Source organism: Bacillus sp. PK6-025, from assembly GCF_056530265.1.
In genome coordinates, this window is sequence record NZ_CP096509.1 from 4,338,349 (window position 1) to 4,361,742 (window position 23,394).

At 45.9% G+C, this 23,394-nt stretch carries 24 protein-coding genes and 4 tRNA genes; 10 read left to right on the forward strand and 18 right to left on the reverse strand.

What is annotated here, in order from left to right; genetic code table 11:
* Window positions 1-5: 5 nt before the first annotated feature.
* From M1D67_RS22105 to M1D67_RS22150, 10 genes are all read right to left on the reverse strand, one after another.
* Window positions 6-854: a two-component system regulatory protein YycI gene (locus M1D67_RS22105; protein WP_479831524.1), complete on the reverse strand. Its 849-nt coding sequence runs from the start codon at window positions 852-854 to the stop codon at window positions 6-8.
* Complete coding sequence (locus M1D67_RS22110; RefSeq protein WP_020453618.1) at window positions 841-2,205, reverse strand: YycH family regulatory protein; 1,365 nt, start codon at window positions 2,203-2,205, stop codon at window positions 841-843. Before M1D67_RS22110 ends, M1D67_RS22105 begins: the two co-directional genes overlap by 14 nt.
* Complete coding sequence (gene walK, locus M1D67_RS22115) at window positions 2,195-4,039, reverse strand: cell wall metabolism sensor histidine kinase WalK (RefSeq protein ID WP_479831525.1); 1,845 nt, start codon at window positions 4,037-4,039, stop codon at window positions 2,195-2,197. The genes M1D67_RS22110 and walK overlap by 11 nt, the downstream gene beginning before the upstream one ends.
* 7 nt (window positions 4,040-4,046) lie before the next feature.
* Complete coding sequence (gene walR / locus M1D67_RS22120; RefSeq protein ID WP_003177967.1) at window positions 4,047-4,754, reverse strand: cell wall metabolism DNA-binding response regulator WalR; 708 nt, start codon at window positions 4,752-4,754, stop codon at window positions 4,047-4,049.
* Between the two features lie 413 nt (window positions 4,755-5,167).
* Window positions 5,168-5,240, reverse strand: a tRNA-Phe gene (locus tag M1D67_RS22125).
* 21 nt (window positions 5,241-5,261) lie between these two features.
* Window positions 5,262-5,338, reverse strand: a tRNA-Asp gene (locus M1D67_RS22130).
* 88 nt (window positions 5,339-5,426) lie between these two features.
* Window positions 5,427-5,498: transfer RNA gene (locus M1D67_RS22135), tRNA-Glu, on the reverse strand.
* 7 nt (window positions 5,499-5,505) lie between these two features.
* Window positions 5,506-5,581, reverse strand: a tRNA-Lys gene (locus M1D67_RS22140).
* A 226-nt stretch (window positions 5,582-5,807) separates the two neighbouring features.
* Complete coding sequence (locus M1D67_RS22145; RefSeq protein ID WP_025810498.1) at window positions 5,808-6,221, reverse strand: NUDIX hydrolase; 414 nt, start codon at window positions 6,219-6,221, stop codon at window positions 5,808-5,810.
* Window positions 6,222-6,284: 63 nt separating this feature from the next.
* On the reverse strand, window positions 6,285-7,577 hold the full coding sequence (locus tag M1D67_RS22150; protein WP_020453621.1) for an adenylosuccinate synthase: 1,293 nt from the start codon (window positions 7,575-7,577) through the stop codon (window positions 6,285-6,287).
* A gap of 265 nt (window positions 7,578-7,842) precedes the next feature.
* Here M1D67_RS22150 and M1D67_RS22155 point away from each other — a divergent pair, with 265 nt between their 5' ends.
* Window positions 7,843-8,109, forward strand: a complete 267-nt coding sequence (locus M1D67_RS22155; RefSeq protein ID WP_020453622.1) for a holin — start codon at window positions 7,843-7,845, stop codon at window positions 8,107-8,109.
* Between the two features lie 17 nt (window positions 8,110-8,126).
* On the opposite strand, the gene dnaB is transcribed toward M1D67_RS22155, so the two are convergent.
* Entirely contained in the window at window positions 8,127-9,491 is a 1,365-nt protein-coding gene (gene dnaB, locus M1D67_RS22160) for a replicative DNA helicase (RefSeq protein ID WP_020453623.1), read from the reverse strand.
* 183 nt (window positions 9,492-9,674) lie between these two features.
* Here dnaB and M1D67_RS22165 point away from each other — a divergent pair, with 183 nt between their 5' ends.
* The gene (locus M1D67_RS22165) at window positions 9,675-9,872 is read left to right on the forward strand and encodes a DUF2188 domain-containing protein (protein WP_020453624.1); all 198 of its coding nucleotides are present in this window, start codon (window positions 9,675-9,677) and stop codon (window positions 9,870-9,872) included.
* Window positions 9,873-9,905: 33 nt separating this feature from the next.
* On the opposite strand, the gene M1D67_RS22170 is transcribed toward M1D67_RS22165, so the two are convergent.
* Window positions 9,906-10,133 carry a hypothetical protein gene (locus M1D67_RS22170; protein WP_371268723.1) on the reverse strand — a complete coding sequence of 76 codons (228 nt, stop codon included), beginning with the start codon at window positions 10,131-10,133 and terminating at the stop codon, window positions 9,906-9,908.
* Between the two features lie 133 nt (window positions 10,134-10,266).
* Here M1D67_RS22170 and M1D67_RS22175 point away from each other — a divergent pair, with 133 nt between their 5' ends.
* The 7 genes from M1D67_RS22175 to nagE all read left to right on the forward strand — a co-directional run bounded on the left by M1D67_RS22175 (window position 10,267) and on the right by nagE (window position 16,804).
* Entirely contained in the window at window positions 10,267-10,419 is a 153-nt protein-coding gene (locus M1D67_RS22175; RefSeq protein ID WP_020453626.1) for a YycC family protein, read from the forward strand.
* A gap of 57 nt (window positions 10,420-10,476) precedes the next feature.
* Window positions 10,477-11,682, forward strand: coding sequence for a CynX/NimT family MFS transporter (locus M1D67_RS22180; RefSeq protein ID WP_020453627.1), 1,206 nt, complete (start codon window positions 10,477-10,479; stop codon window positions 11,680-11,682).
* Window positions 11,683-11,813: 131 nt separating this feature from the next.
* A complete protein-coding gene (gene nagA / locus M1D67_RS22185) occupies window positions 11,814-13,064 on the forward strand; it encodes an N-acetylglucosamine-6-phosphate deacetylase (protein WP_479831526.1) in 1,251 nt (416 codons plus the stop codon).
* Complete coding sequence (nagB, locus tag M1D67_RS22190; protein ID WP_025810495.1) at window positions 13,061-13,807, forward strand: glucosamine-6-phosphate deaminase; 747 nt, start codon at window positions 13,061-13,063, stop codon at window positions 13,805-13,807. Before nagA ends, nagB begins: the two co-directional genes overlap by 4 nt.
* Entirely contained in the window at window positions 13,804-14,535 is a 732-nt protein-coding gene (locus tag M1D67_RS22195) for a GntR family transcriptional regulator (RefSeq protein ID WP_020453630.1), read from the forward strand. Before nagB ends, M1D67_RS22195 begins: the two co-directional genes overlap by 4 nt.
* On the forward strand, window positions 14,532-15,428 hold the full coding sequence (gene murQ, locus M1D67_RS22200; RefSeq protein WP_020453631.1) for an N-acetylmuramic acid 6-phosphate etherase: 897 nt from the start codon (window positions 14,532-14,534) through the stop codon (window positions 15,426-15,428). The genes M1D67_RS22195 and murQ overlap by 4 nt, the downstream gene beginning before the upstream one ends.
* A gap of 2 nt (window positions 15,429-15,430) precedes the next feature.
* Window positions 15,431-16,804 carry an N-acetylglucosamine-specific PTS transporter subunit IIBC gene (gene nagE / locus M1D67_RS22205; RefSeq protein ID WP_020453632.1) on the forward strand — a complete coding sequence of 458 codons (1,374 nt, stop codon included), beginning with the start codon at window positions 15,431-15,433 and terminating at the stop codon, window positions 16,802-16,804.
* A 44-nt stretch (window positions 16,805-16,848) separates the two neighbouring features.
* On the opposite strand, the gene rplI is transcribed toward nagE, so the two are convergent.
* The 4 genes from rplI to M1D67_RS22225 form a co-directional block, all read right to left on the reverse strand.
* Window positions 16,849-17,298: a 50S ribosomal protein L9 gene (rplI, locus tag M1D67_RS22210; RefSeq protein WP_020453633.1), complete on the reverse strand. Its 450-nt coding sequence runs from the start codon at window positions 17,296-17,298 to the stop codon at window positions 16,849-16,851.
* On the reverse strand, window positions 17,295-19,277 hold the full coding sequence (locus tag M1D67_RS22215) for a DHH family phosphoesterase (RefSeq protein WP_479831527.1): 1,983 nt from the start codon (window positions 19,275-19,277) through the stop codon (window positions 17,295-17,297). The genes rplI and M1D67_RS22215 overlap by 4 nt, the downstream gene beginning before the upstream one ends.
* Before the next feature lie 35 nt (window positions 19,278-19,312).
* A complete protein-coding gene (locus M1D67_RS22220) occupies window positions 19,313-20,242 on the reverse strand; it encodes a YybS family protein (RefSeq protein WP_020453635.1) in 930 nt (309 codons plus the stop codon).
* A 216-nt stretch (window positions 20,243-20,458) separates the two neighbouring features.
* Window positions 20,459-20,599, reverse strand: coding sequence for a hypothetical protein (locus M1D67_RS22225; RefSeq protein ID WP_020453636.1), 141 nt, complete (start codon window positions 20,597-20,599; stop codon window positions 20,459-20,461).
* A gap of 159 nt (window positions 20,600-20,758) precedes the next feature.
* Here M1D67_RS22225 and M1D67_RS22230 point away from each other — a divergent pair, with 159 nt between their 5' ends.
* A complete protein-coding gene (locus tag M1D67_RS22230) occupies window positions 20,759-21,235 on the forward strand; it encodes a spore coat protein (RefSeq protein ID WP_023856805.1) in 477 nt (158 codons plus the stop codon).
* Window positions 21,236-21,277: 42 nt separating this feature from the next.
* Here M1D67_RS22230 and M1D67_RS22235 read toward each other — a convergent pair whose 3' ends face one another.
* Window positions 21,278-21,697, reverse strand: coding sequence for a universal stress protein (locus M1D67_RS22235; protein ID WP_020453638.1), 420 nt, complete (start codon window positions 21,695-21,697; stop codon window positions 21,278-21,280).
* A gap of 17 nt (window positions 21,698-21,714) precedes the next feature.
* Complete coding sequence (locus M1D67_RS22240) at window positions 21,715-23,181, reverse strand: SulP family inorganic anion transporter (protein WP_020453639.1); 1,467 nt, start codon at window positions 23,179-23,181, stop codon at window positions 21,715-21,717.
* Window positions 23,182-23,394: the final 213 nt, after the last annotated feature.

The following is a 23,394-nucleotide window of genomic DNA, read 5'->3' on the forward strand; positions in this document are numbered from 1 at the left end:
CTCCATTATGATTTTTCCTTTTTCTCTTGTGATTGAAGAAGCGCTCCATCCCGTGCATCCACGATAAATTCTTCGTGAATGGTTTTATCGTCCGTTTTGCGCTCCACTTCGATCCGCCAAACGGGCACGAAAATTTGCGCGCTTGCCAGCGGATACTGCGTGAAATAGCCAAGCTCGGCTGATTTAATTTTGCTGTACTTCTTCAAATAATCCGGATAGTACAAAGCTTCAACCGCTCCGACTGCGGAGATCAGACTTTCCGTTTTGACTTCTTTTATATCCTGCAGCATCGACTGCTTATATGAAACAACTTCGTTTTTATTATTCAGGTACAGAACGATTTCGCCCATCTCTGTGTTATCATCGTTTTGCCGATCCTGAAAAATGTAATTTCCATTATAGGTTTGGAAGAAAACGATCTGTTTTCCGGATTTATCGACTTTCCAAAGCTTGTACTTGTTGCCGTCGATAATCTCTTCGTTTACGATTTCCCTTGCTTTTGTCTCCATATCCGCTTTCGGAAGCGCAATGGGTGTTTCAAATTCCATTTCTATTTCCGTCAAAGTGTTCTCTTTTGCGGTATTCATTAACGCCTTCGGCTTTTGCCCTTTTAACGATTTAATCTCGCTTTGCTTAAAGACTCGCTTTTGTGCAGAGATTGAGGAGCCTTTCGATGTCTCTTTAGACAAGTTGCCATATGAAATGTGGTCTGCTTTCATATCTTCCTGCAGCGTTGATTTTTCTAAAATCGGAAACTGATTGTTGCTGCGCTTATCAAAGTATTGAAAGGCCAAAAAGATATCAAGGATGAGGAAGACGATAATGAAGATTGTTTTAGTTCTATTCCACTCCACTCTCAATGCCCTCCTTCACCGCTGAATCTTTCTTTGATACCGGCTTTATCGTACCGTTTATTTTAATGCACCAAGTCGGTACAAGTTTTACAAGAGGGTCTTGTTCCTCTGATACTGAGACCATTTCATAGGCAGGAAAGATTTGCTCAATCTTATCAAAGTCATACTCTTCATTGTCTTGCAGGAACTGAATCAATTCTTCTCCGCTCATGATTTCTTTATCCTTTTTGCTGACCGGATTAGCGTTTGCGCCCAAGACATATGTTGGGTGTTTATAATCCAATATGTCGTTGTTTGCCCAGCGAAGTTCAATCGCTGTCGTTCCGAAAGGCTGGTTTTGGCTGTTAACGACCGGCAGCTGATCCATAAACAGATTAAAGTTGATCTGCTGATTTTCATTCAAGCCGAAAAATTGATAATCATCCGTCCAGCTTCCCGTGTCGTTTAAATATTTAAAGCTTTTATTGATCAGCTCTCCATTTTGATAAGCAGAACTCGGTTCCAGGTTGCGGTGCTGGAACTTAATCTGCCTGTTGTTCGAGTAGACCTCCAAAAGGCTTGTTCCATCCGTATATACCGGTCGGTTTAAGTTGGTTTCCTGCCGGACGGTTTGCGGATCATCAAATAAAGCTTTTTTAAAACGCGTCGGGCTGATCGTTTCTGTAAAATACTCTTTTTCAGACAGCTTCAGCCTATTAACCGGAAGCAAGACATCTCTGCGAGAATTGATTGCAAAGTCCTCGTAAAGAGGCATCTGCGATTTTTCTTTTTCAATGTCTGCAAGGATGTTGCGGTAATTTGCCGATTCAATCACCGCTTCAACAACCGTCTCTTTGCTGAAGGATACAAAGTAGATTTTTTTCATGCCCCGTCCTTCGTTGAAAGGAAGAACGATTCTGTCAAAAGAGTTGTATTCATAAGAGTTGGCGGACCATTTGAAAAGCGGCTGCAGCACATCGATTGGAATATTGTCGCTAAAAACGAGATCCAATTTGGAATCTTTATTTTTAGCGTACAGCCAGTTTTTGAACTGCTGCCTGTCAAATTTGTCCGAGATATCCTTTAACGATTTGACTTCCCATCGGCTCATGTCGTCCCAGAGCTGAGAATAGAGCGTCGTATCATTCAGCAAATAATGCTGTCCATTCTCATGAATGAACATTTGCTGCGGTTTGACGGCTTCATTTAGCAACTTTGTCTGATTTGTAATCGGCTGTTTATCGCTGACCTGAGCCTGTGAATCTTCTACTTTTTCGTAATTCCCCTGAAATCCCCAAATATTAAAAGTAAAAAGAAGACTGATCAAAACCAAAAGGGACAGTATTATCGTTTTAATTGTTTCACGCTTCATCCCAATCATCCTCTTGTTCTTCTTTATATGGCAGGGTAAATGTGATCGTTGTTCCTTTTCCTTCGATACTGTCGGCCCAAATGTCGCCGCCATGGGCTTGTACCATTTCTTTTGCGATCGCAAGACCAAGCCCCGTACCGCCGAGTCTTCTTGTTCTGGCTTTATCGACACGGTAGAAACGCTCGAAGATCTTCTCCATGTCTTTTCTCGGAATGCCGACACCTTCGTCTTTGACACTGATATAAAGAAGCTCTTCTTCTTCATTTACATCAACAGAGAACGTGATATGGCCTCCTTCAGGGGAATATTTCAATGCATTTGAAATGATATTATCCAGCACTTGCGTAATCTTGTCCGGATCGATTTCAACATACAATTCTCTATCCGGCAGATTGCTGATAAACTCAACATGCTGCTCTTTCGTCATTTCAAAGCGCTCAATAATCAATGAGAAGAAACGGATAAAATGAATCCATTCTTTATTGAATTGGTAGTCCTTGCTGTCAAACTTAGAAAGCTGCAGCAAGTCGTTGACAAGTCTGATCATGCGCTCTGTTTCATTCTGTGTCACATTCAAGAAGCGCGGCGCAATGTTTGGATCCTGCCACGCGCCTTCCGCAAGCGCTTCTAAATAGCTGCGCATTGTGGTGAGCGGCGTTCTGAGTTCGTGGGAGACATTTGCCACAAATTCTCTCCGTTCTTGATCGATCTGCTCTTGTTCTGTGACATCGTAAATAACCGCAATCAACCCATCAATCTTTCCGTGCTCTTTTTGGATGACCGAGAAATTGACGCGAAGCACAGACGTCCGTTCTTCCTGTTCAGTTTCAAGAAGGAGCGAGTCCTGCTGTTCAACCAAATCTTCGAACGTGTATTCATCTTCAAGGCCGAGCAGTGAGGTGATCGGCATTTCGAGAGCCGTTTCACGTGAAACATTTAAAAGCTCCAGTGCCGGCGTATTAAGCAAAATAATCGCGCCATTTCGGTTTGTCGCGATAACCCCGTCTGTCATATAGGCAATAACAGAAGATAGTTTTTTTCGTTCGCCTTCTGTCATGGATTGAGCTTCTTTCAGCTCTCTTGTTAAATAATTAAACGTTGTGGCCAGCTGGCCGATTTCGTCGTTTCCGTACTTCCTGACTTTTCTTGAGAAATTTCCTTTCGCCAGTTCAATGGCCTGCTTTCTCATATCTGACAGCGGATGTGTAATCGTTCGCGCGACAAAAATCCCGAGGAATGCAGTGATTCCAAGCGCAATAAAAGTTCCAGACGCTAAAATGGTGTTGATCGTCCGGATTTGATTGTAGACATTATCCATCGATGCCACGACATAAATGGCCCCGATCGTCTCTTGATTCGATTTTTTAATCGGCGTGACTGAAATCCGCACTTTGCTGTCGCGCTCCGGGTCGAAAAATTTGTTTTCGTACGGAATACCGACAAGCAGTGTCCTTTTAATAATGCCCTCTGTTGTCTTTTTCCCCGCCACCTCCCGGTTATAAGGATTGGAGGTCGCGATGACTTCATAGCTTTTATCAATCAGACTGACTTCGAGAATTTCGCCTTCCTTGCTGAAATCATTTAGAATCCGCTCTGCGTCTTCTTTCAAGGTAGTCGAGGAAGACGTGCTTCTATCCTTCGTCATTTCCTGTTCCAGATAATACGAGAGGTTGTTCACCCGCTGGTCAAGAGAGTCATTATATGATTTAAGAAGTGACTTCTCCATCTCATTGACAAAGTAGACGCCGATAATCTGCATGGCAACGATAATCAGCAGAACGTATATTAAGGTAAACTTAAAATGAATCGAGCGGAAAAAACTGACTTTATTCATTTCGGTATTAGTCCTGTTCCGGATTTCTCAAATAGTAGCCGACACCGCGCCTTGTGACGATCCAGCTTGGGTGACTCGGATTATCCTCGATTTTTTCGCGAAGGCGTCTGACCGTAACGTCAACTGTCCGGACATCTCCAAAGTAGTCGTATCCCCACACGGTTTGCAGCAGATGCTCACGCGTCATGACCTGCCCGATATGTTTAGCAAGGTAATGCAGCAGTTCGAATTCCCGATGCGTCAGTTCGATTGTCTCGTCTCGTTTTGAAACGACGTAGGCATCCGGAAAAATGACGAGCGATCCGATTTGAATTTCGTTTGAAGACGATTCTTCTTCGGCAGGAGCCGCTGTGTTCTGTCTTCTCAAGTTCGCTTTGACACGCGCGAGCAGTTCGCGAGTGCTGAACGGTTTTGTCACATAGTCGTCAGCTCCCAGTTCAAGACCGATGACTTTATCGATTTCCGAATCCTTTGCTGTCAGCATAATGATGGGCATATCATATTTTTTGCGGACTTCACGGCACACTTCCACACCATCCTTGTTCGGAAGCATGATGTCGAGCAGAATCATATCAGGGTTGAGATCCTCAACCATCTGAAGCGCTTCATTGCCGTCGTATGCGCAATGGACTTCATAGCCCTCTTTTTTCAGATTAAACTCTAAAATATCAGCAATCGGCTTTTCATCATCTACAACTAGTATCTTTTTTTCCATTATTCGTTCCCCCTGGTTCAGAGTTTGGATACAATACAGCCAGCGGATGGCTGCCTAAGTTTTATATCAAGTACACTGCATGTCTTCATTAAAAAACACTTTCTAGAAAATAGATTTCTTATACATTATAACGTTTATGAAGCAAAAGTTAAAAAAATAGTTCAAAGGAAAACGTTTGGAAATTAAATCCACCTGCTATTTTTCCGCTTTTATCACAACAATTAAATTTTTGTGACTTTTTTTACTGAAAAATGAAACATCTTCCCCTTCAAGACCGTCTATATAGTAACGTCTTCTTCTTCGGCCGGGTTACCGGCCTCCCTTTTTTTCTCCTTTTTATTCCTTCAGCATTTTATTTCCTTGTTTTCAGCTAAAAGAAAACGCATCTGCTTAAAAACAGACGCGCTTTAGAGTGGCTCGGGACGGAATCGAACCGCCGACACACGGATTTTCAGTCCGTTGCTCTACCAACTGAGCTACCGAGCCAGGTATGTAACTTTTTTAAAATGGCGGTCCGGACGGGACTCGAACCCGCGACCTCCTGCGTGACAGGCAGGCATTCTAACCAACTGAACTACCGGACCTTGCATATTTACAGTACCTGCTTCGGAGAAGAATCGTGGTCTCCTCCGGAGCAAGCGGGGATTTAGCAATTACGCTAAAGTAAATCAATGACCCGTACGGGATTCGAACCCGTGTTACCGCCGTGAAAGGGCGGTGTCTTAACCGCTTGACCAACGGGCCAGGGAAATGGTGAGCCATGAAGGACTCGAACCTTCGACCCTCTGATTAAAAGTCAGATGCTCTACCAACTGAGCTAATGGCTCAAGATTAAATTACACCCTTAGATTTAATCTGAAATAACGACGCCCACATCTCAGGAAGCTTTTTCGAGATGTCTCTCGATGTGTACGCTGAAGCGAATTCTCCGAAACTTATTCGGACGTGCTCTACCAACTGAGCTAATGGCTCGTTTCGTTGTTTTCGCAACAACGAGATTTATATTATCATAGAACGAACAGAAGTGGCAATATATTTTTTTATTTTTTTCTATTATTTTTTCCCTTCGTGATGATACTCCGCCCCTTCGCGGTTCAGCCAGTGCATGATTCCGTTCGGATGGAATACAGACAGCAGCCGGTCAGCTTCATGAAGCGGCATCCACTTGGCTTCAACAATGTTCTCGTCAAACGTGATGGCATCCGGACGATCGGTGATCCGGGCTCTAAAGACGATGAAATATACATGCTCGCCGCCGATAATCGCTTCATTTATAGCTAATATATCAAGAGGCTGAATTCCATAGCCTGTTTCTTCCTTCATTTCTCTCGCCGCGGCTTCTGTTAGCGATTCTCCAGCTTCCACCTTGCCGCCCGGCAGCGTCCACGATTGATTTTTCTTATTTTTCACCATCAGGATGTTTCCGTTCTCTTCCACGAATGAATATACAACATCGACACGTTCCACCCGTTTGCCCTCCTTGTCATTGAAAAACAAAGCCCCTGCGAACTGCAGAGGCTCTTCTGGAATTTAGTTCGGACGATAAACGCTTCTCACCACATTTGTTTGAGAGCGGTCAGGACCGACTGAGAAAATAGAAAGCGGAATGCCTGTCAGCTGAGAAACTCGCTCTAGATAATGGCGGGCATTTTCAGGCAGATCGCTCAAGCTTTTGGCTCCTGTGATATCTTCTGTCCAGCCCGGCATTTCTTCATAGACAGGCTCACATTCAGCGAGCGCTTTTAAGCTTGCCGGGAACTCTTCGAGGATCTCGCCGCGGTATTTGTAAGCGACACAGATTTTCAATGTTTCAATCCCGGTCAATACGTCAATTGAATTTAATGAAAGGTCGGTAATTCCGCTGACGCGGCGGGCATGGCGGACAACCACGCTGTCAAACCAGCCGACGCGGCGCGGGCGCCCTGTAGTTGTTCCGTATTCGCGGCCGACCTCACGGATTTGGTCTCCGATCTCATTGTTCAGCTCTGTCGGGAACGGCCCGTCTCCGACACGCGTTGTGTAAGCTTTCGATACACCAACGACATGCTGGATTTTTGTCGGTCCCACACCTGAGCCGATCGTTACGCCGCCGGCGACAGGGTTTGAAGATGTAACAAACGGATATGTCCCTTGGTCGATATCAAGCATAACCCCTTGCGCTCCTTCGAATAAGACGCGGCGGCCGTCATCAAGCGCGTCGTTTAAGACGACGGATGTGTCGCAGACATATTGTTTGATCTGCTGGCCGTACTCATAGTATTCGTCTAAAATGTCTTCTATTTTAAATCCTTCCGCATCGTACATTTTTTCCAGCAGACGGTTTTTTTCTTCTAAATTGCGGGCGAGCTTTTCTTCAAAGACTTCTCTATCCAGCAGATCGGCGATGCGGATTCCGACACGAGCGGCTTTGTCCATATAAGCCGGGCCGATTCCTTTTTTCGTCGTGCCGATTTTATTGGCCCCTTTCCGCTCTTCTTCGACCGCATCAAGCTTTAAATGATACGGCAGAATGACATGGGCCCTGTTGGAGATTCTCAAGTTGTCCGTGCTGACGTTCCGCTCATGAAGATAAGCCAGCTCCGTCACCAATGCTTTCGGATCAACAACCATTCCGTTGCCGATCACACACGTTTTATCCTTATAAAAAATACCGGATGGAATCAAATGCAGTTTGTACGTTACCCCGTTGAATTTAATTGTATGTCCTGCGTTATTTCCGCCTTGGTACCGTGCGATTACCTCTGCGTTTTCGGAAAGAAAATCGGTGATTTTGCCTTTTCCTTCGTCACCCCACTGCGTACCTACAACAACTACTGAAGACATATCCGTGCACCTCCGTTAACCTTTTCAAACGATATCAATATCAAACACATTCAGTTTATCAGTGTCATCCCGCAAAGTCAATCGGAAATCCGAACATTAATTTTAACACCAAACACATTTGTTCGTTATTATAAAGCAAATTTCATATATTTTCTTTTTAATAGACAGTCTGTAAGTCAAATCTTAAAAATAAGCGTTTTTCTTGGACAAAGACACATAAAAAACCGGCAACACAAATATTCAATAAGTAAGGAGGGAGATGCCGATGGAGACGGTATTAATTTTTGCATCTGTTTTATCGCCGATTATTTTGGCGCTGGTCGAATTGGTGAAGAAGACGTTCAAGGTGCCGAAAAACTTGATTCCGCTCGTTTCACTCTTGATAGGTTTGCTGATCGGGGCCGCAGCATATCCTTTTACAGACCTTGAACTCGTGCTCCGTTTATGGTCCGGAGGACTTGCCGGATTAACCGCAACGGGGTTATTTGAAATCGGTAAAAACCGCAATGCAAGAAAAAAGAAAAATCCCTGAGAGCATGTCTCAGGGATTTAAGCACCAGGCGCAACACCCGCGTCATCAAACCGGCGTTCCAGGTTGACGAACTTATTGTATTCTTTTACAAAAGCGAGTGAGACGGTCCCGACCGGGCCGTTCCTTTGTTTTGCAATAATGATTTCAATGATGTTTTTATTCTCAGATTCTTTGTCATAGTAATCATCGCGGTACAGGAACGCAACGATATCGGCGTCCTGCTCGATACTTCCCGATTCCCGGATGTCCGACATCATCGGACGCTTGTCCTGGCGCTGCTCGACGCCCCGGGAAAGCTGTGAAAGGGCGATGACTGGAACTTCAAGCTCCCTCGCCAGCGCTTTCAGTGCACGGGATATTTCCGACACTTCCTGCTGACGGTTGTCACTTGATCTGCCGCTTCCTTGGATGAGCTGCAGGTAGTCGATTAAAATCATGCCGAGGCCGTTCTCCTGCTTTAACCGTCTGCACTTGGAACGGATTTCGCTGACGCGGATCCCCGGTGTATCATCGATGAAAATACCGCTGTTTGATAAGCTTCCCATCGCCATTGTCAGCTTGCCCCAATCTTCTTCCGTCAGGTTTCCGGTCCGGAGATTCTGGGCGTTGATGTTGCCTTCCGCACAGAGCATCCGCATGACCAGCTGTTCGGCGCCCATCTCAAGGCTGAAGATCGCGACGCTTTCATCGGTTTTAGTCGCCACGTTTTGGGCGATGTTTAAGGCAAAAGCAGTTTTACCGACTGACGGACGGGCGGCTACGATGATCAAATCGTTTCTTTGAAAGCCCGCCGTCATTCGGTCAAGCTCGGTAAAACCTGTCGGGATCCCGGTGATGTCCCCTTTTCTGTTGTGGAGCTGTTCGATATTATCGTAAGTTTGAACGAGCACATCTTTAATATTTTGAAAGGCCCCGGAGTTTTTGCGCTGGGCGACTTCCATAATCGTTTTTTCTGCTTCGCTTAAGAGGTCTTCGACTTCATCCTCCCTTGTATATCCGTCTTGAGCAATCGTCGTTGCCGTACGGATCAAGCGGCGGAGAATCGATTTTTCTTCCACGATTTTCGCATAATACTCTATATTAGCCGCAGTCGGCACAGAATTTGCAATATCCGTCAAATAAGAAATACCGCCAACCTCTTCCAAAAGGTCCGTGTTCGCAAGCTCTGATGTCACCGTCACCAGGTCTACAGGCTCGCCGCGGTCTCCAAGAACAAGCATGGCGTTATATATTTTTTGGTGCGACATTCTGTAAAAATCATCTGGAATCAAGACTTCTGACGCCAAAGTTAAAGCTGATGGTTCTAAAAAAACAGCACCTAACACGGCCTGTTCGGCTTCGATATTTTGCGGCGGCAGCCTGTCATTCAGAAGATCTGTCATGTTAAGCACCGTCCTCCCATTTAAAAATAATCCAACGTCTATTTTACCATTTTTACAGAAAAAAAGTAGACTCGCTTTTTGTAGAAATATTTTCATAGAAAGGGAGAACGGCAATGAGGATGTTTGCTCCCCTGATTTATCCGGGAAAACAAATCAATAACATGTTTGGGGAGGTTGTTTTTCATGAAGGTATATATGGTGACACCAAATGCCGAGACGGACGGATGGTTTTTGAAACTGGAAGATACGGCGCCTGTTGAGCTTTATGACACAAGGACAGAGGCCGTAGAAAAAGGAGAAGAGATGGCGAAAGAGAATCGTCCTGCGAAGCTTGTCATCTATGACCGGCAGGACAACAAAGAAGACGAACGGTCTTATTAAACACCTCGGCCGAGGTGTTTTTTTATTCCACTATTAATCCAGCCGGCTGTTCCAATTGTTTTTCAAAAGCATGCTGACCATCAAATCGGTCGCATGTTGGTACAAATCCCATTCTTCATAGGCCGCAAATTTCATCCGCAGCGTTTGCAGCACATTGCGCATATCTTTGTATTCTTCAAATGTGTAAAGCCCTTTCGCTCTGATCTGCTGTTCATACAATTTCTTTTTCAGCACAGATAATGTCGAATTCAAGACGATCACCTCCTCTTTATTTATATCGCTTTTTTCTTTTTCTTCCAACTCACTTGTCATATGATGTTACAATATATATCGGAGTCAATATTCACTGTTGCGTACTCTGTACGCTGGGGTACAATATAAAATGGAGGACTTTATGAAACCTTTACAAATATCTGCCGAAACGGCGCAAAAACTTTCGGAAAGCTTAAATCTTCCTCTTGAACAAATCATGCATATGCCGCAGCATATCCTGCTTGCGAAAATTGCCGAAATTCAGAAGCAAGATCAAAAAAGTAACCTTGGATGATGTTCCGGGTTTCTTTTTCATGTCACTTTTCCACCTGAAAGCAAAGGAGAATACAGCATGCATTACATTGACGCTCGACGCCCCCGTTTGAACAATATCTTATTGATTGCAGGAATCATATTTATCGCTTTTAATTTAAGACCGGCTATTACATCTGTCGGGCCATTGATCAGTTCGATCCGCTCGGATATGGATTTGACGAACGGCATGGCCGGCTTCTTGACGACGCTGCCGCTGTTATCTTTCGCCGTCCTGTCCCCCATCGCCCCTAAGCTCGGACAGAAGCTGGGCAATGAGAGAACCCTCTGGGTCGGATTGGTCATCTTATTGATCGGGATTTTGCTGCGCTCTTACGGAGAAGCTTTCACACTATTTGCGGGAACCGCATTGATCGGAGTCGGCATCGCCATCTCCAATGTGCTCTTGCCCAGCCTGATCAAACATAAATTTCCTGACAAAGCGGGAATTATGACAAGTTACTATACGACAGCCATGTCGATTTTTGCGGCGCTCGCCTCAGGGATCAGCATTCCGCTGTCACACGGTTTAGCGTGGGGATGGAGCGCATCGCTTATGGTCTGGGCCGGTCTCGCGTTTGTTGCGATTTTGATCTGGGTTCCCCAGCTCCGCTATCATGATACGGGAAACCGTACGGTCAGCTTAAAGACGGACGGCCAAACGGTCTGGCGCTCGAAAATCGCCTGGCAGGTCACATTCTTTATGGGCATACAGTCGTTCTTGTTTTACTGCACGATCGCCTGGCTGCCTGAAATTCTCCGTTCGCATGGGATGAGCATGTCACTTGCCGGCTGGATGCTGTCGCTGATGCAGTTTGCCAGCCTCCCGTCGACATTTTTGACTCCGGTTCTTGCCGGGCGGTTCCGAAACCAAAAAAGCATCGTGCTGGCCCTTGGCATCCTATACTTGGCGGGAATGTCAGGGCTATTGTACGGAGGCAATACAGCGATGCTGACGCTGTGGGTCATTTTAATCGGAATCGGACAAGGATCCAGCATCAGTTTAGCCTTGACTTTAATCGGGCTGAGAAGCGAAAATGCCGATCAAGCAGCGGCATTATCAGGAATGTCGCAATCAGCCGGATATTTGCTGGCAGCGATTGGTCCAAGCTTTGTCGGTTTTCTTTACGATCACATGCACTCATGGAACGGACCGATTTTACTGTTCATCGGTGCGCTGGTCGCTTTAATCGGTGCAGGACTCGGTGCGGGAAGAAATCAATATATTTATGCTAAAGCAGCATAACGAAGCCGGCAGATAAGCCGGCTTTTTTTTGGAATATAACCTGACAACACAGCGGCTAAATGAAGTGTGATGCTGTATGATCAGATTTGACAAAAATAATTCTCTTAATGGTCTAGACAACTAGAGTTGTAATGTTCTATACTGATGATAACGTTTTCAAGAAAGGACTTTTGACTGTGAAAACCAACCCATCCCAACGCTATATGTTTAAACATCTTCATATTTACAGTGAAAATGGAATGATAGAAGACGGATTTCTTCTGACGAACGGGGAAAAAATCGAGGCTTACGGACCAATGACTGATATTCCCGCTTCCGCCGCAACAGCAGAACAACTGACATTTCCGGAGAACTTCAAAGTGCTGCCGGGCATGATTGATGTTCATATTCACGGAGCAAACGGAGCAGATGTCATGGACGGAACAGCCGAGGCTTTGGAAACAATGGCCGAAGCCCTGCCGAAAGAAGGAACGACAAGCTTCCTGGCGACGACGATGACCCAGGATAAGGCCACGATCGAGCATGCGCTGGCAAACGTTCACCGCTATAAGGAAGCCGGCGGACAGCCCGGGACAGCCGAAGTATTAGGCGTTCACTTAGAAGGCCCTTTTATTTCAGAAAAGCGGTGCGGCGCCCAGCCGCCGGATGATATTATCCCGCCGGATCTTTCGTTATTTAAAGAATGGCAGCGCATCTCCGGGAATAACATTAAATTAGTCACACTTGCGCCAGAGCTGGAAGGGTCTTTGGAACTAATTTCCTTTTTGAAAGAAACAGGTGTCACGGCTTCCGCCGGCCACTCCGACGCCGGACTCAAAGAAATGGCAGACGGGATTAAGGCCGGCATCTCCCATGTCACCCATTTGTTCAACGGCATGCGGGGGCTGCACCATCGCGAGCCGGGGACGGCCGGAAGTGCCCTTCTGCATGATGAACTGAAGGCCGAAGTCATAGCCGACGGCATTCATGTTCACCCTGCGGTCGTCAAGCTGGCATTTCAGCAAAAACAGAAAGAAGGCATCATTTTAATTACGGATGCGATGCGCGCAAAATGCTTAAAAAATGGAACCTATACATTAGGCGGACAGGAGGTGTTCGTGAAAGGCGAAAAAGCCGTCTTAGAGGATGGTACGCTTGCCGGCAGCATCTTGAAGATGAACCAGGCTGCTCTGAACATGATGGATTTTACAGGATGTTCACTCGAAGATATCGTGTACATGACAGCGGTCAATCCCGCCAAGCAGCTTCATGTGTTTGACCGAAAAGGCAGCATACGAAGCGGGAAAGATGCCGATTTGATCATTTTAAATGAAAAAAATGAAGTTGTGATGACGCTTTGCAAAGGCGTGATTGCTTTCAGCAAAAGGGAGGTTTCACCATGAAAATCATTGAAGCTAAAGATTATCAGGACATGAGCCAAACGGCCGCCCGACTCATCATCGAGAAAGTAAACCGCTTATCTGCGCCTGTTCTCGGCCTTGCAACCGGAGGAACGCCTCTCGGCACATATCAGGTTTTAAGGGAAGATCATGCGCATAACAAAACGACTTACAAGCACGTCTATACCGTTAACTTAGACGAGTATGTCGGCGTTTCTCCGGATCATGAAAACAGCTATACATTCTATATGAAAAAACAGCTTTTCGATCACATTGACATTCCGCTCAGCCATACCCATCTTCCGGACGGAATGGCTTGTGACCTGGACGCTGAATGTAGCCGCTATGAAGCGCTGATCGAGCGGCTTGGAGGCATTGATCTCCAAGTGCTCGGCCTCGGCTTGAACGGCCACATCGGATTTAACGAACCGGGCACCCCATTTTCATCGAAAACGCATACAGTCGAACTGACACAATCAACGAAAGAAGCCAATGCCCGTTATTTTGATTCTTATGACGCCGTCCCGTCGCAAGCCATAACGATGGGCATTTCCACGATCATGAAAAGCAAGCAGATCCTGCTGCTCGTTTCAGGAGAGAAAAAAGCGGGCATCCTGGCGAAGCTTCTCAGTGAAGAACCAAATGAAGACACGCCCGCTTCTGTCTTAAAAACACACCAGAACGTCGTTATCATAGCGGACAGCGATGCTTTATCAATCGTGAAAGAAAGGGGTATGGCCTTTTGATCAAAAAAGATTCCCACATTCCGATTTACTATCAGATTGAGACCGAGATTAAAAAGCTTGCCGAAACAAAAGATTTGAAGCCCGGCGACCTCATTCCTTCTGAAAGAGAGTTTGCAGAAAAATATGAGGTAAGCAGGATGACCGTCCGGCAGGCAGTCAACAATCTCGTCAATGAAGGCATCCTCGTCCGACAGCGGGGAAAAGGAACATTTATTGCCGAGCCTAAAATTGAGCAGCCTCTCAAAGGATTGACAAGCTTTTCCGAGGACATGAAATCAAGAGGCATGAGACCCGGCACAAAAATGCTCGGCTTCGGCGTCATCCCGTGTGACCAGAGCACAGCGCGCAAACTGGAGATACATGAAGGGGCTTCCGTCTATGAAGTCAAACGAATCCGTCTCGCCGATGACATCCCGATGGCTTATGAAATCTCCTATTTGCCCGCCGACCTTATCAACGGCCTGACAGAAGACATTATGAGCGCATCTTTGTATGACTATGTCGAAAATACGCTCTCCCTTACGATTGACCGAGCCGCACAAACACTCGAGCCGGCGATTGCCTCTCCGGCAGAGAGCGAGCCCCTCGACATCGAGGAAGGCGCACCCGTCCTGCTCATCGAACGTTTGAGCTATTTGGACGACGGCAGACCGTTTGAAGTAGTCAAATCCGTTTACAGAGGCGACCGCTATAAATTCGTCATCGATATGAAGAGGGAAGAACAATGAAGAAGACAGAGGACACGAACGACAAAAGCAAAGCACTTGATGAAATGAATGCTTTAGATATCGTCACCTTGATGAATGAGGAAGACTATACAGTCCCTCGCGCCATTACGCCCTGCCTTCCCCTGATCGCTGAGGCGGCGGATACGATTGTCAGCCGTTTTAAGCAAGGCGGAAGAGTGTTTACAGCTGGCGCCGGCACAAGCGGCAGAATCGCAGTCCTTGATGCCGCAGAACTCTCGCCGACATTCTCTATTGACGAAAGCCGTTGGACCGGCCTGATCGCAGGCGGATATGACGCGATGTGGACGCCTCTTGAAGAAAATGAAGATGACCATGAAAAAATCGTCGCCGAACTGAAAGCGCAATCATTCTCGGAAGATGACGTCTTAATCGGCGTCACAGCGAGCGGCTCGACACCTTATGTCCTTGGCGCATTATCCTATGCCAAACAGCTCGGAGCCGCGTCTGTTTCGATTAGCTGCAACGCGGATACAGAAGCGGGCAAATTAAGCGATATCGCAATTGAGGTGCAAACAGGACCGGAAATTATCCGCGGTTCAACGCGGCTGAAAGCAGGAACCGCTCAGAAAATGATCTTGAACATGCTGTCAACAGCTGCAATGGCGAGGCTTGGCCGCGTCTACCAAAACGAGATGGTGAATATGAGACTGCTCAATCAAAAATTGGCCGGGCGAGCTGTCACCATTCTGATGAATACCACCGGATTATCACAGAATGAGGCCCAGCAAGCTTTAAAAGAAAGCGGCAATGACATCAAGGCAGCGATCTTTATGGTGTTGACAAACGGAACACTTGAAGATGCCCGCCGCTGTTTATCCCATGAAAATGGACATTTGAAAAAAGCGATTCAATATTACCGAAAGGGGTTTTAACTATGTTGGGATTTCTTCAAAATATCGGCCGCGCGCTCATGCTGCCGATTGCCGTTCTTCCTGCTGCAGGCCTCCTGCTCGCCTTGGGAAGAGAAGACCTGTTAAACATTCCGTTTATCGCCGCTTCAGGACAATCGATTCTTGACCAACTGCCGATCATCTTTGCGATAGGCGTTGCAATCGGTTTGTCAAAGGATGGCCACGGGGCCGCCGCACTATCCGGAGCCATCGGTTATTTTGTCCTGACAGGCGGCTTAGCAGCCATCAATGAGAACCTGAACATGGGCGTTCTCGGCGGAATTATTTCAGGTGTAGTCGCCGCCGTCATGTATAACCGCTTTAAAGATGCAAAACTGCCTGACTGGCTCGGGTTTTTCGGCGGAAAACGAAGCGTTCCGATTATGACAGCCTTCTGTTCCATTATTCTTGCAGGGATTTTCGGCTTCGTCTGGATTTACGCACAGCAGGCCATTGACGCCATTGGCGGCTGGATTATCCATGCTGGGGCATTGGGAGTCGGCATATTCGGTCTTTTAAACAGACTGCTCCTGCCGCTCGGCCTTCATCACATTTTAAACAATATGGTTTGGATGGTCTTTGGAGAATTTGCAGGCAAAACGGGTGACATGAACCGGTTCTTTGCCGGAGATCCAAGCGCCGGCGCCTTTATGACAGGGTTCTTCCCGATCATGATGTTCGGTCTTCCTGCGGCATGTCTGGCAATGATCGCGGCCGCGAAAAAGCATCGCCGCAAAGCAACGGCCGGATTGCTGATCGGATTGGCGTTCACATCATTTTTAACAGGTATCACGGAGCCGATTGAGTTCACATTCATGTTTTTATCGCCGCTTCTCTTCGGTATTCACGCCTTGTTAACCGCAAGCGCCATGACCGTGACCAATATGCTCGGTATCCACCACGGCTTTACCTTTTCAGCCGGGACGATCGACTACCTTTTAAACTTTGGAATCGCCACAAAGCCGCTGCTTTTGCTGCCGCTCGGTCTTGTATACGGCATTATTTATTTCATCATCTTTTATTTCCTGATTACGAAGCTCAATTTGAAAACGCCTGGACGAGAGGAGGACGATGACCAGGAAAACACACCTGTCAGCCCTGACACAGGATCGTCCAAATACGATACCCTTGCGGACAAATACATCGAAGCGCTTGGAGGAAAAGAAAACATCGAGACGCTGAACAATTGTGTAACCCGCCTCCGTCTCAAGGTCCGCGATGCTTCTAAACTGGATGAAAGCACGATGAAAGCCATGGGAGCGAAAGGATTCGTGAAGCTCAATCAGCACGATGTACAGGTGATCATCGGTACAGACGTTGAATTCTTGGCCAATGAAATGAGAAAACGCACTGAATAAAAGATAAGCCCCTTCTGCACTTTGCATGAAGGGGCTTTGTTATTTTATGATTGCTCTTTCACGTGAACTTTCAGTGTTGCTTGTACTTCTGGATGGAGTTTCACGGGAACATTTGTATATCCCAATGAGCGAATCGCATCGTTTAATTCGATTTTACGTTTGTCGATTTTTAACTGGTGGCTTTTTTGCAGCGCGTCCGCGATTTGTTTGCTTGTCACGGAGCCGAATAGACGGCCGCCTTCTCCGGACTTGGCTGAAAGTTCCACCGTGATGTCCTCAAGTTGTTTTTTCAGCTCTTTCGCATGTTTCAGTTCTTCAGCGGCTTCTTTCTTCTCTTTTTTCTTCTGGCCTTCAAGCGCGCTGATATTGGATGATGTCGCTTCAACAGCCAGCCCTTTTTTGATCAAAAAGTTGTGCGCGTATCCATCCGCTACATTTTTCACTTCGCCTTTTTTCCCTTTGCCTTTAACATCCTGTAAGAAAATTACCTTCATTTCTGAATGCCTCCTTCGAAATACTCGTCAATCGCTTCTTTCAGTCGGCGGAGCGTTTCTTCAACCGTGATATGGGTCAGCTGTGTCGCGGCATTGGTTAAATGACCGCCGCCCTCGAGCGCTTCCATGATGATTTGAACATTCACTTCGCCGAGCGATCTCGCACTGATGCATACCATATTCTCGTCTCTTCTCGCCACAGCAAATGACGCTTCGACATCGCTCATGGACAGAAGAGAATCCGCGGCTTGCGCAATGATAACCTGGTCAAAATATTCGTCCGCCTCATCGTCCGGCAGCGATGCGATGGCGATGCCGTTTTGATAGAAAACGGTATGCTGAATCAGCTTCGCCCTTTTAATATAATGATCGGCGGTTTCTTTTAAAAACTTTTGCACCAATACGGTGTCAGCGCCTTTTGCCCGCAAATATGACGCCGCATCGAACGTACGGGAACCGGTGCGCAGCGAGAAGCTCTTCGTATCGACAATAATCCCGGCCAAAAGGGCTGTTGCTTCGATCATGTTAATTTTTAAACGCTTCGGCTGGTATTCGAGCAGCTCTGTCACAAGCTCCGCTGTAGATGAAGCGTACGGCTCCATATAGACGAGCAGCGGGTCTTTAATAAACTCTTCCCCTCTTCTATGATGATCGATAACGACGATATTTTCAATTTTATTGACCAGCCTTTCTTCAATGACAAAGGAAGGCTTATGTGTATCAACGATCACGAGCAGCGTGTCGTCTTTCGCAATCTCAAGCGCCTCTTCCGGCGTAATAAACCTGGACCACAGTTCTTCGTATTTTTTAATTTCCCCGATCAGTCTTTGAACGCTTGAACCGATCTGATTGGAGTCGATCACGACAAAACCGTCTTTGCCGTTTGCTTGAGCGACCTTCAAAATCCCGATGGCTGATCCGATCGAATCCATATCGGGAAACTTATGACCCATGATAATCACATTGCTGCTTTCAGAGACAATCTCCTTGAGGGCGTGTGAAATGACCCTGGCTCTGACGCGCGTCCGTTTTTCCATCGGATTCGTCTTACCGCCGTAAAACTTCACTTTCCCGTTCGGCTGCTTGATTGCCACCTGATCTCCTCCGCGTCCCAGAGCCAAGTCAAGGCTGGATTGCGCCAAGTCGCCGAGCTCTTTCAATGATGCAACAGATGCACCGATTCCGATGCTTAACGTCAAGGAGATCGTATGAACGGATGTCTTCTCCCGAACTTCATCAAGGATCGAAAACTTTGATGCTTCAAGCTCGCTTAATATGTGTTCGTTTAATACTCCGATAAACCGCTCAGAGGAAACCCGTTTTAAGAAAATGCCGTACTCTTGGGCCCACTGGTTCAAAAGCGATGTCACTTCACTGTTTATCGAGCTTCTTGTCTGGTCATCAAGCCCTTGTGTCACATCATCGTAATTATCGAGAAAGATGTAGGCAAGAACCGTTCTTTCATTTTCGTATTGTCTCTCAATCTGCGTCTGCTCTGTGACATCGAAGAAATAAAGCAGCTTTTCTTCCCGTTTGATAACCACATTAAATTTCCGCTCATTCAGCGTAATCGTTTCTGTGTCCACTTCCTGCTTAATCAAAGGGACGACAGATTCACAAGTATCATAAAGCGACCTGCCGACGAGCGTATTTTCATTAAAGCATGACGCCATAAAAGGATTGGCCCACTCGATATAGTACTGATCGTTAAACAGCATGATCCCGATCGGCATTTCGAGCAGCGCCTCTTCCCCGACTTTTTTCAGACGGTAAGACAGCGTCGATATATAATCGTCCAGCTCTTTTCTGATTTGGGAGTCCGCCCGTCTCAAAAAGTACAATATGACACCCAGAATCAGAACGCCGGCCGCTCCTGCCACCCAATTAAAATAAATGTTGATGAGGACAGAAATGATTGTGACGACGATTAAAGAATATATGGGGTATCGAAATAACGGTTTTTCATAAAAACTTGGCACTCAAATCAACTCCTCACCATTGGAGAACATCGTGGCTACGATTTTTTTACTCTTTCTCTCAAGTTAAAGCCTATGTCAATTATACCTAAGATGCGAACAAGGTACATCAGGGGCGAAAACAACCCGATAATTAAAAAAAGAACCGGCAGGACAGTTGGCAGTTTCTTGGCATGGCAAAAGTAAAACACAAATGAAAACCCTTGAATGATCAAGACAAAGCCCATGATGAGACTCGCATTTAGCAGAATGGAGTAATATATGCTGCCCTCTTCAACGGGAGCCAGCGACAGAAGAATCGTCAATAAATAGATCCAAATCATGCTTTGCGGAAGCCTCATATCCCTGAACGGTTTCAAAGACGGTATTTGGATGATGCGCCGAAGCACCGGCTTGGCGAGCAGGTGATTCAAAAACGCGGTGATTCCGGAAAATATCACAATGGCTGTCGGATATAAATATTGCGCCTGTTTGAATTGTTCATTCAGCAATTCGATCTGTTTAGCCGCTTCTTTATCATTTCCAAACTGTTTGATACTTGATTCAAAGGTTTTGATTGTTTCATTATATGCTTGATTGGCCGTCTCTATTAAGTTTAACCCGAGAAACTGAATGCTGATGAAAAGCAGCAGCACGATCGAAATCATGTATGTAACAGCTGATGCAGCAATCGCTTGGGCTGGCTCTTTTCTTCTGTAGAAAAAGCCCATGATCACACCCGCAGCACTTACTGGAATAGCAAACATCAGCCCGCCTAAGGAACCGGCAATCAACGAAACGGGTAAACTGACCAACCCTACCGAAATCCCGGGCTTTGGACCGTGCCTGATTGTTTGAACCATGGCAGGCAGCGGCAGCGTCAATAAAAGAATGGTTCCGATAAAAGGCATATAGAGGCTGATCATCAGCAAAACGGCAAAAATACTGACCATGATAGCGCCTTCTACTAAAGCTCTTGTTTGTTTCACTTGTTCACCTCGTATGTTTAAATGTCATGAATCAAAAAGAGCAGCATAGACGACTGCTCTTTTCTAACGCCGAAAATTTCATTTTCAAATAAAGACGATGAGATGAGCAGGTCTCGGCCTTCTCTCATTGTTTCTTTATTCTAACATAAGGTCAAATCGCAAGTAAAACGATCATAAGGCTTGAGAAAACGAGTAAATGTTCCATGTGAAACACTGTCAGTCGAGAAACCCCGACTTCTCTTTATTTTTCTTTCTCGCTTTTCTGATCAACAACAATATAATCAAAATTGCGATCAGAAGCGTCACGCGAAGCCCGCCGCTCAAGAATAGAAAAAAGTCCTTCAACACATCCAACACATTGATCACCTCTCATTGTTGTCACTTAGATGCAAAAATCCCGTATTATTTGATTTCCCCTTTCCAAAACGGTCTAAAACGTCCGTCCGATTCTTCTATTAACCTTTTGACGGCAATGGGCATATGCTGACTAAGAAAAAGCAATAAAGGAGAATCTGCATGACAACAAAAACATTGGCTTGGCATGAAACGATGGAGTTGCATGAACTGATCGCGGCCCAGTCTGTCGGATTGGTCAAGATCAAAAAAAGCATGAAAAAAATCAGCGATCCTCAGTTAAGACAGCTTTACAGTGTTTCAGCGAAGGCATTGGAGCAAAATTTAAGGGAGCTTCTTCCCTTTTTGCCAAAAACCCCGGCATTTCATCGGGAGGAAGAACGGGCCGACCTGTATTTTGATGCGGGTGATCTGTTGGTATTGGCGAAAACGACCGTTCGAAACTATGCGATTGCGATCACGGAAACGGCGACGCCTGAACTCAGGAGAGTGTTTGTTAAACAAATCAATGCGGCTATTAAATTGCATGAGCAAATTTTTTATTTTATGTACCAAAAAGGCTTATATCCCGCCTATAATCTCGTTGACCTGCTAAAAGGCGACGCCATGCACGCGCAAAAAGCGATATCGATGAGATAAAAAAGCCAGCAAGGATAGGATCCTTACTGGCTCTGTTTTAGGCTATTTTACAATTAAAACCGGACACTTCACTCTTTTCGCCACTTTATGGCTGACACTTCCCAGCACCATTTCCTGCAAAGTGTTCAGCCCCCTGCTTCCGATAATCACGATATCAACATCATGATGGTTGGCGTACGATACTATCGTCGGGCCCGGCTCCCCGTGCTGCATCGTCATTTGATAGGGAACGGCCGATTGTTTTAATTTATTTTCTATCGACAGCAGCCTGCTGCGCCGTTCACGTTCGAGTTCTGCACGGTTTTCGCTATGCAGAACTTCATGTTTTGCTTTCGCATAATCCAATACATAAATAACGTCAACGACCGCCTGCTTTGACATGGAAGCCAAATGAATCGCATGATCGGCCGCTCTTTCAGAATGCTTTGAGCCGTCAGCAGCCAGCAATATATTTCTATACACCCTTCATCACCCGTTTCTTAGTGATTTGACACTGAACGATGAGGCTGATCATAAGTTGCCAGTTTTTCGACCAGCTTCCAGCTGGACTCATTTAAACCAATTAAGTCAACGTCTATTCCCTGATCTTTCATTTTCAAAACGACTTTATCGATAGCCGCCACAGCGGAATCATCCCATATATGGGCCTCTGAAAAATCAAGAATAACCTTTTTCGTTTGCTCATCCGTTTTAAAAGACTTTACGAAATCTTGAACAGATGCAAAGAAAACTTGTCCTTTGATGATGTACTTGATCGCATGTTCTTCTGACGTTTCTTCAATCTTCAATTTAGAAATTTTCGCCACGAAGAAGATCGCGCTCAAAATAACACCGGCGAAAACCCCTTTTGATAAATCGTGGGTCGCCACAACGGTAATAACGGTCACAAGCATGACAATGGAATCCGTTAGCGGCACCTTTCTTAACATGCTGAACGAAGACCAGTCAAACGTACCGATCGATACCATAATCATCACACCGGCTAAGGCCGCCATCGGAATCTGTACGACCCAGTCGCCCAGCACCATGATCAAAAACATTAAGAAAACGCCGGCAACCAAAGTGGACAAGCGGCCTCTTCCTCCTGATTTCACATTGATCACAGACTGGCCGATCATCGCGCATCCCGCCATGCCTCCGAAAAACCCGGCGACAATGTTGGCGATGCCCTGTCCGCGGCTTTCCTTGTTTTTATCGCTTTCCGTATCCGTCATATCATCAACAATAGAAGAGGTTAATAATGACTCAAGCAAGCCGACGATGGAAAGCGCAAAGGCTGTTGGAAAAATAATGGCCAACGTCTCAAAATTGAAAGGAATATTGGGGATCATAAAAGCAGGCAATGATTGCTTTATTTCTCCCAAATCACCGACAGTGCGCAAATCAAAATGGCCAAAAATAGCAAATGCAGTCATCGCAATAATAGCAACAAGTGCAGATGGAACGGCTTTTGTAAAGCGGGGAAGAACATAGATAATCAACAACGTAATCCCGACCACAACATACGTCATATTCGAAACTCCAACAAAATGAGGAACCTGCGCCATAAAGATTAAAATGGCGAGCGCATTTACGAAACCTACCATAACCGACCGCGGAATAAATTTCATAAAGCGCGCAATCTTCAGCACCCCAAATATCAATTGGATGATTCCCGTTAAAATCGTAGCAGCAAATAAATAATCAAGCCCGTGATCCCTGACCAAAGATCCCATCAAAAGAGCCATCGCCCCGGTCGCGGCTGATATCATCGCCGGACGGCCGCCCGTAAAGGAAATGACAACAGCAATACAAAAAGATGCGTACAAACCGACCATCGGGTCTACACCCGCAATGATGGAAAACGCTATGGCTTCAGGAATGAGAGCAAGCGCTACGACGATACCCGAAAGGATATCCCCCCGTACATTAGAAAACCATTCGCTATTTAATTGTTTAACATTCAAAGATTCAACACCTCGTTCGTAATCATTTGCTTCTAACTCTCATAGAAGCCATCTGTTTTTAACATGTTTCACTTTAGCAGACCTGTATCAAAATGTCTATATGGTTTTTTTTCCGCGGCCGTTTACTCCCCGCAATCCCGTGGAAATGAACACGAAGAAATTAAGAATGTAATTTTGAAAAGAGTCCAATCTAATCATTAGAGGAGGTTTCAA

What these genes read in the sequence shown, in the direction of transcription:
- M1D67_RS22110 (WP_020453618.1), bottom strand. Translation starts at nt 2,205, where the DNA reads ATGAAGCGTGAAACAATTAAAACGATAATACTGTCCCTTTTGGTTTTG.
- walK (WP_479831525.1), bottom strand. Translation starts at nt 4,039, where the DNA reads ATGAATAAAGTCAGTTTTTTCCGCTCGATTCATTTTAAGTTTACCTTA.
- walR (WP_003177967.1), bottom strand. Translation starts at nt 4,754, where the DNA reads ATGGAAAAAAAGATACTAGTTGTAGATGATGAAAAGCCGATTGCTGAT.
- M1D67_RS22150 (WP_020453621.1), bottom strand. Translation starts at nt 7,577, where the DNA reads ATGTCTTCAGTAGTTGTTGTAGGTACGCAGTGGGGTGACGAAGGAAAA.
- M1D67_RS22155 (WP_020453622.1), top strand. Translation starts at nt 7,843, where the DNA reads ATGGAGACGGTATTAATTTTTGCATCTGTTTTATCGCCGATTATTTTG.
- dnaB (WP_020453623.1), bottom strand. Translation starts at nt 9,491, where the DNA reads ATGACAGATCTTCTGAATGACAGGCTGCCGCCGCAAAATATCGAAGCC.
- M1D67_RS22165 (WP_020453624.1), top strand. Translation starts at nt 9,675, where the DNA reads ATGAAGGTATATATGGTGACACCAAATGCCGAGACGGACGGATGGTTT.
- M1D67_RS22175 (WP_020453626.1), top strand. Translation starts at nt 10,267, where the DNA reads ATGAAACCTTTACAAATATCTGCCGAAACGGCGCAAAAACTTTCGGAA.
- M1D67_RS22180 (WP_020453627.1), top strand. Translation starts at nt 10,477, where the DNA reads ATGCATTACATTGACGCTCGACGCCCCCGTTTGAACAATATCTTATTG.
- nagA (WP_479831526.1), top strand. Translation starts at nt 11,814, where the DNA reads ATGTTCTATACTGATGATAACGTTTTCAAGAAAGGACTTTTGACTGTG.
- nagB (WP_025810495.1), top strand. Translation starts at nt 13,061, where the DNA reads ATGAAAATCATTGAAGCTAAAGATTATCAGGACATGAGCCAAACGGCC.
- murQ (WP_020453631.1), top strand. Translation starts at nt 14,532, where the DNA reads ATGAAGAAGACAGAGGACACGAACGACAAAAGCAAAGCACTTGATGAA.
- nagE (WP_020453632.1), top strand. Translation starts at nt 15,431, where the DNA reads ATGTTGGGATTTCTTCAAAATATCGGCCGCGCGCTCATGCTGCCGATT.
- rplI (WP_020453633.1), bottom strand. Translation starts at nt 17,298, where the DNA reads ATGAAGGTAATTTTCTTACAGGATGTTAAAGGCAAAGGGAAAAAAGGC.
- M1D67_RS22230 (WP_023856805.1), top strand. Translation starts at nt 20,759, where the DNA reads ATGACAACAAAAACATTGGCTTGGCATGAAACGATGGAGTTGCATGAA.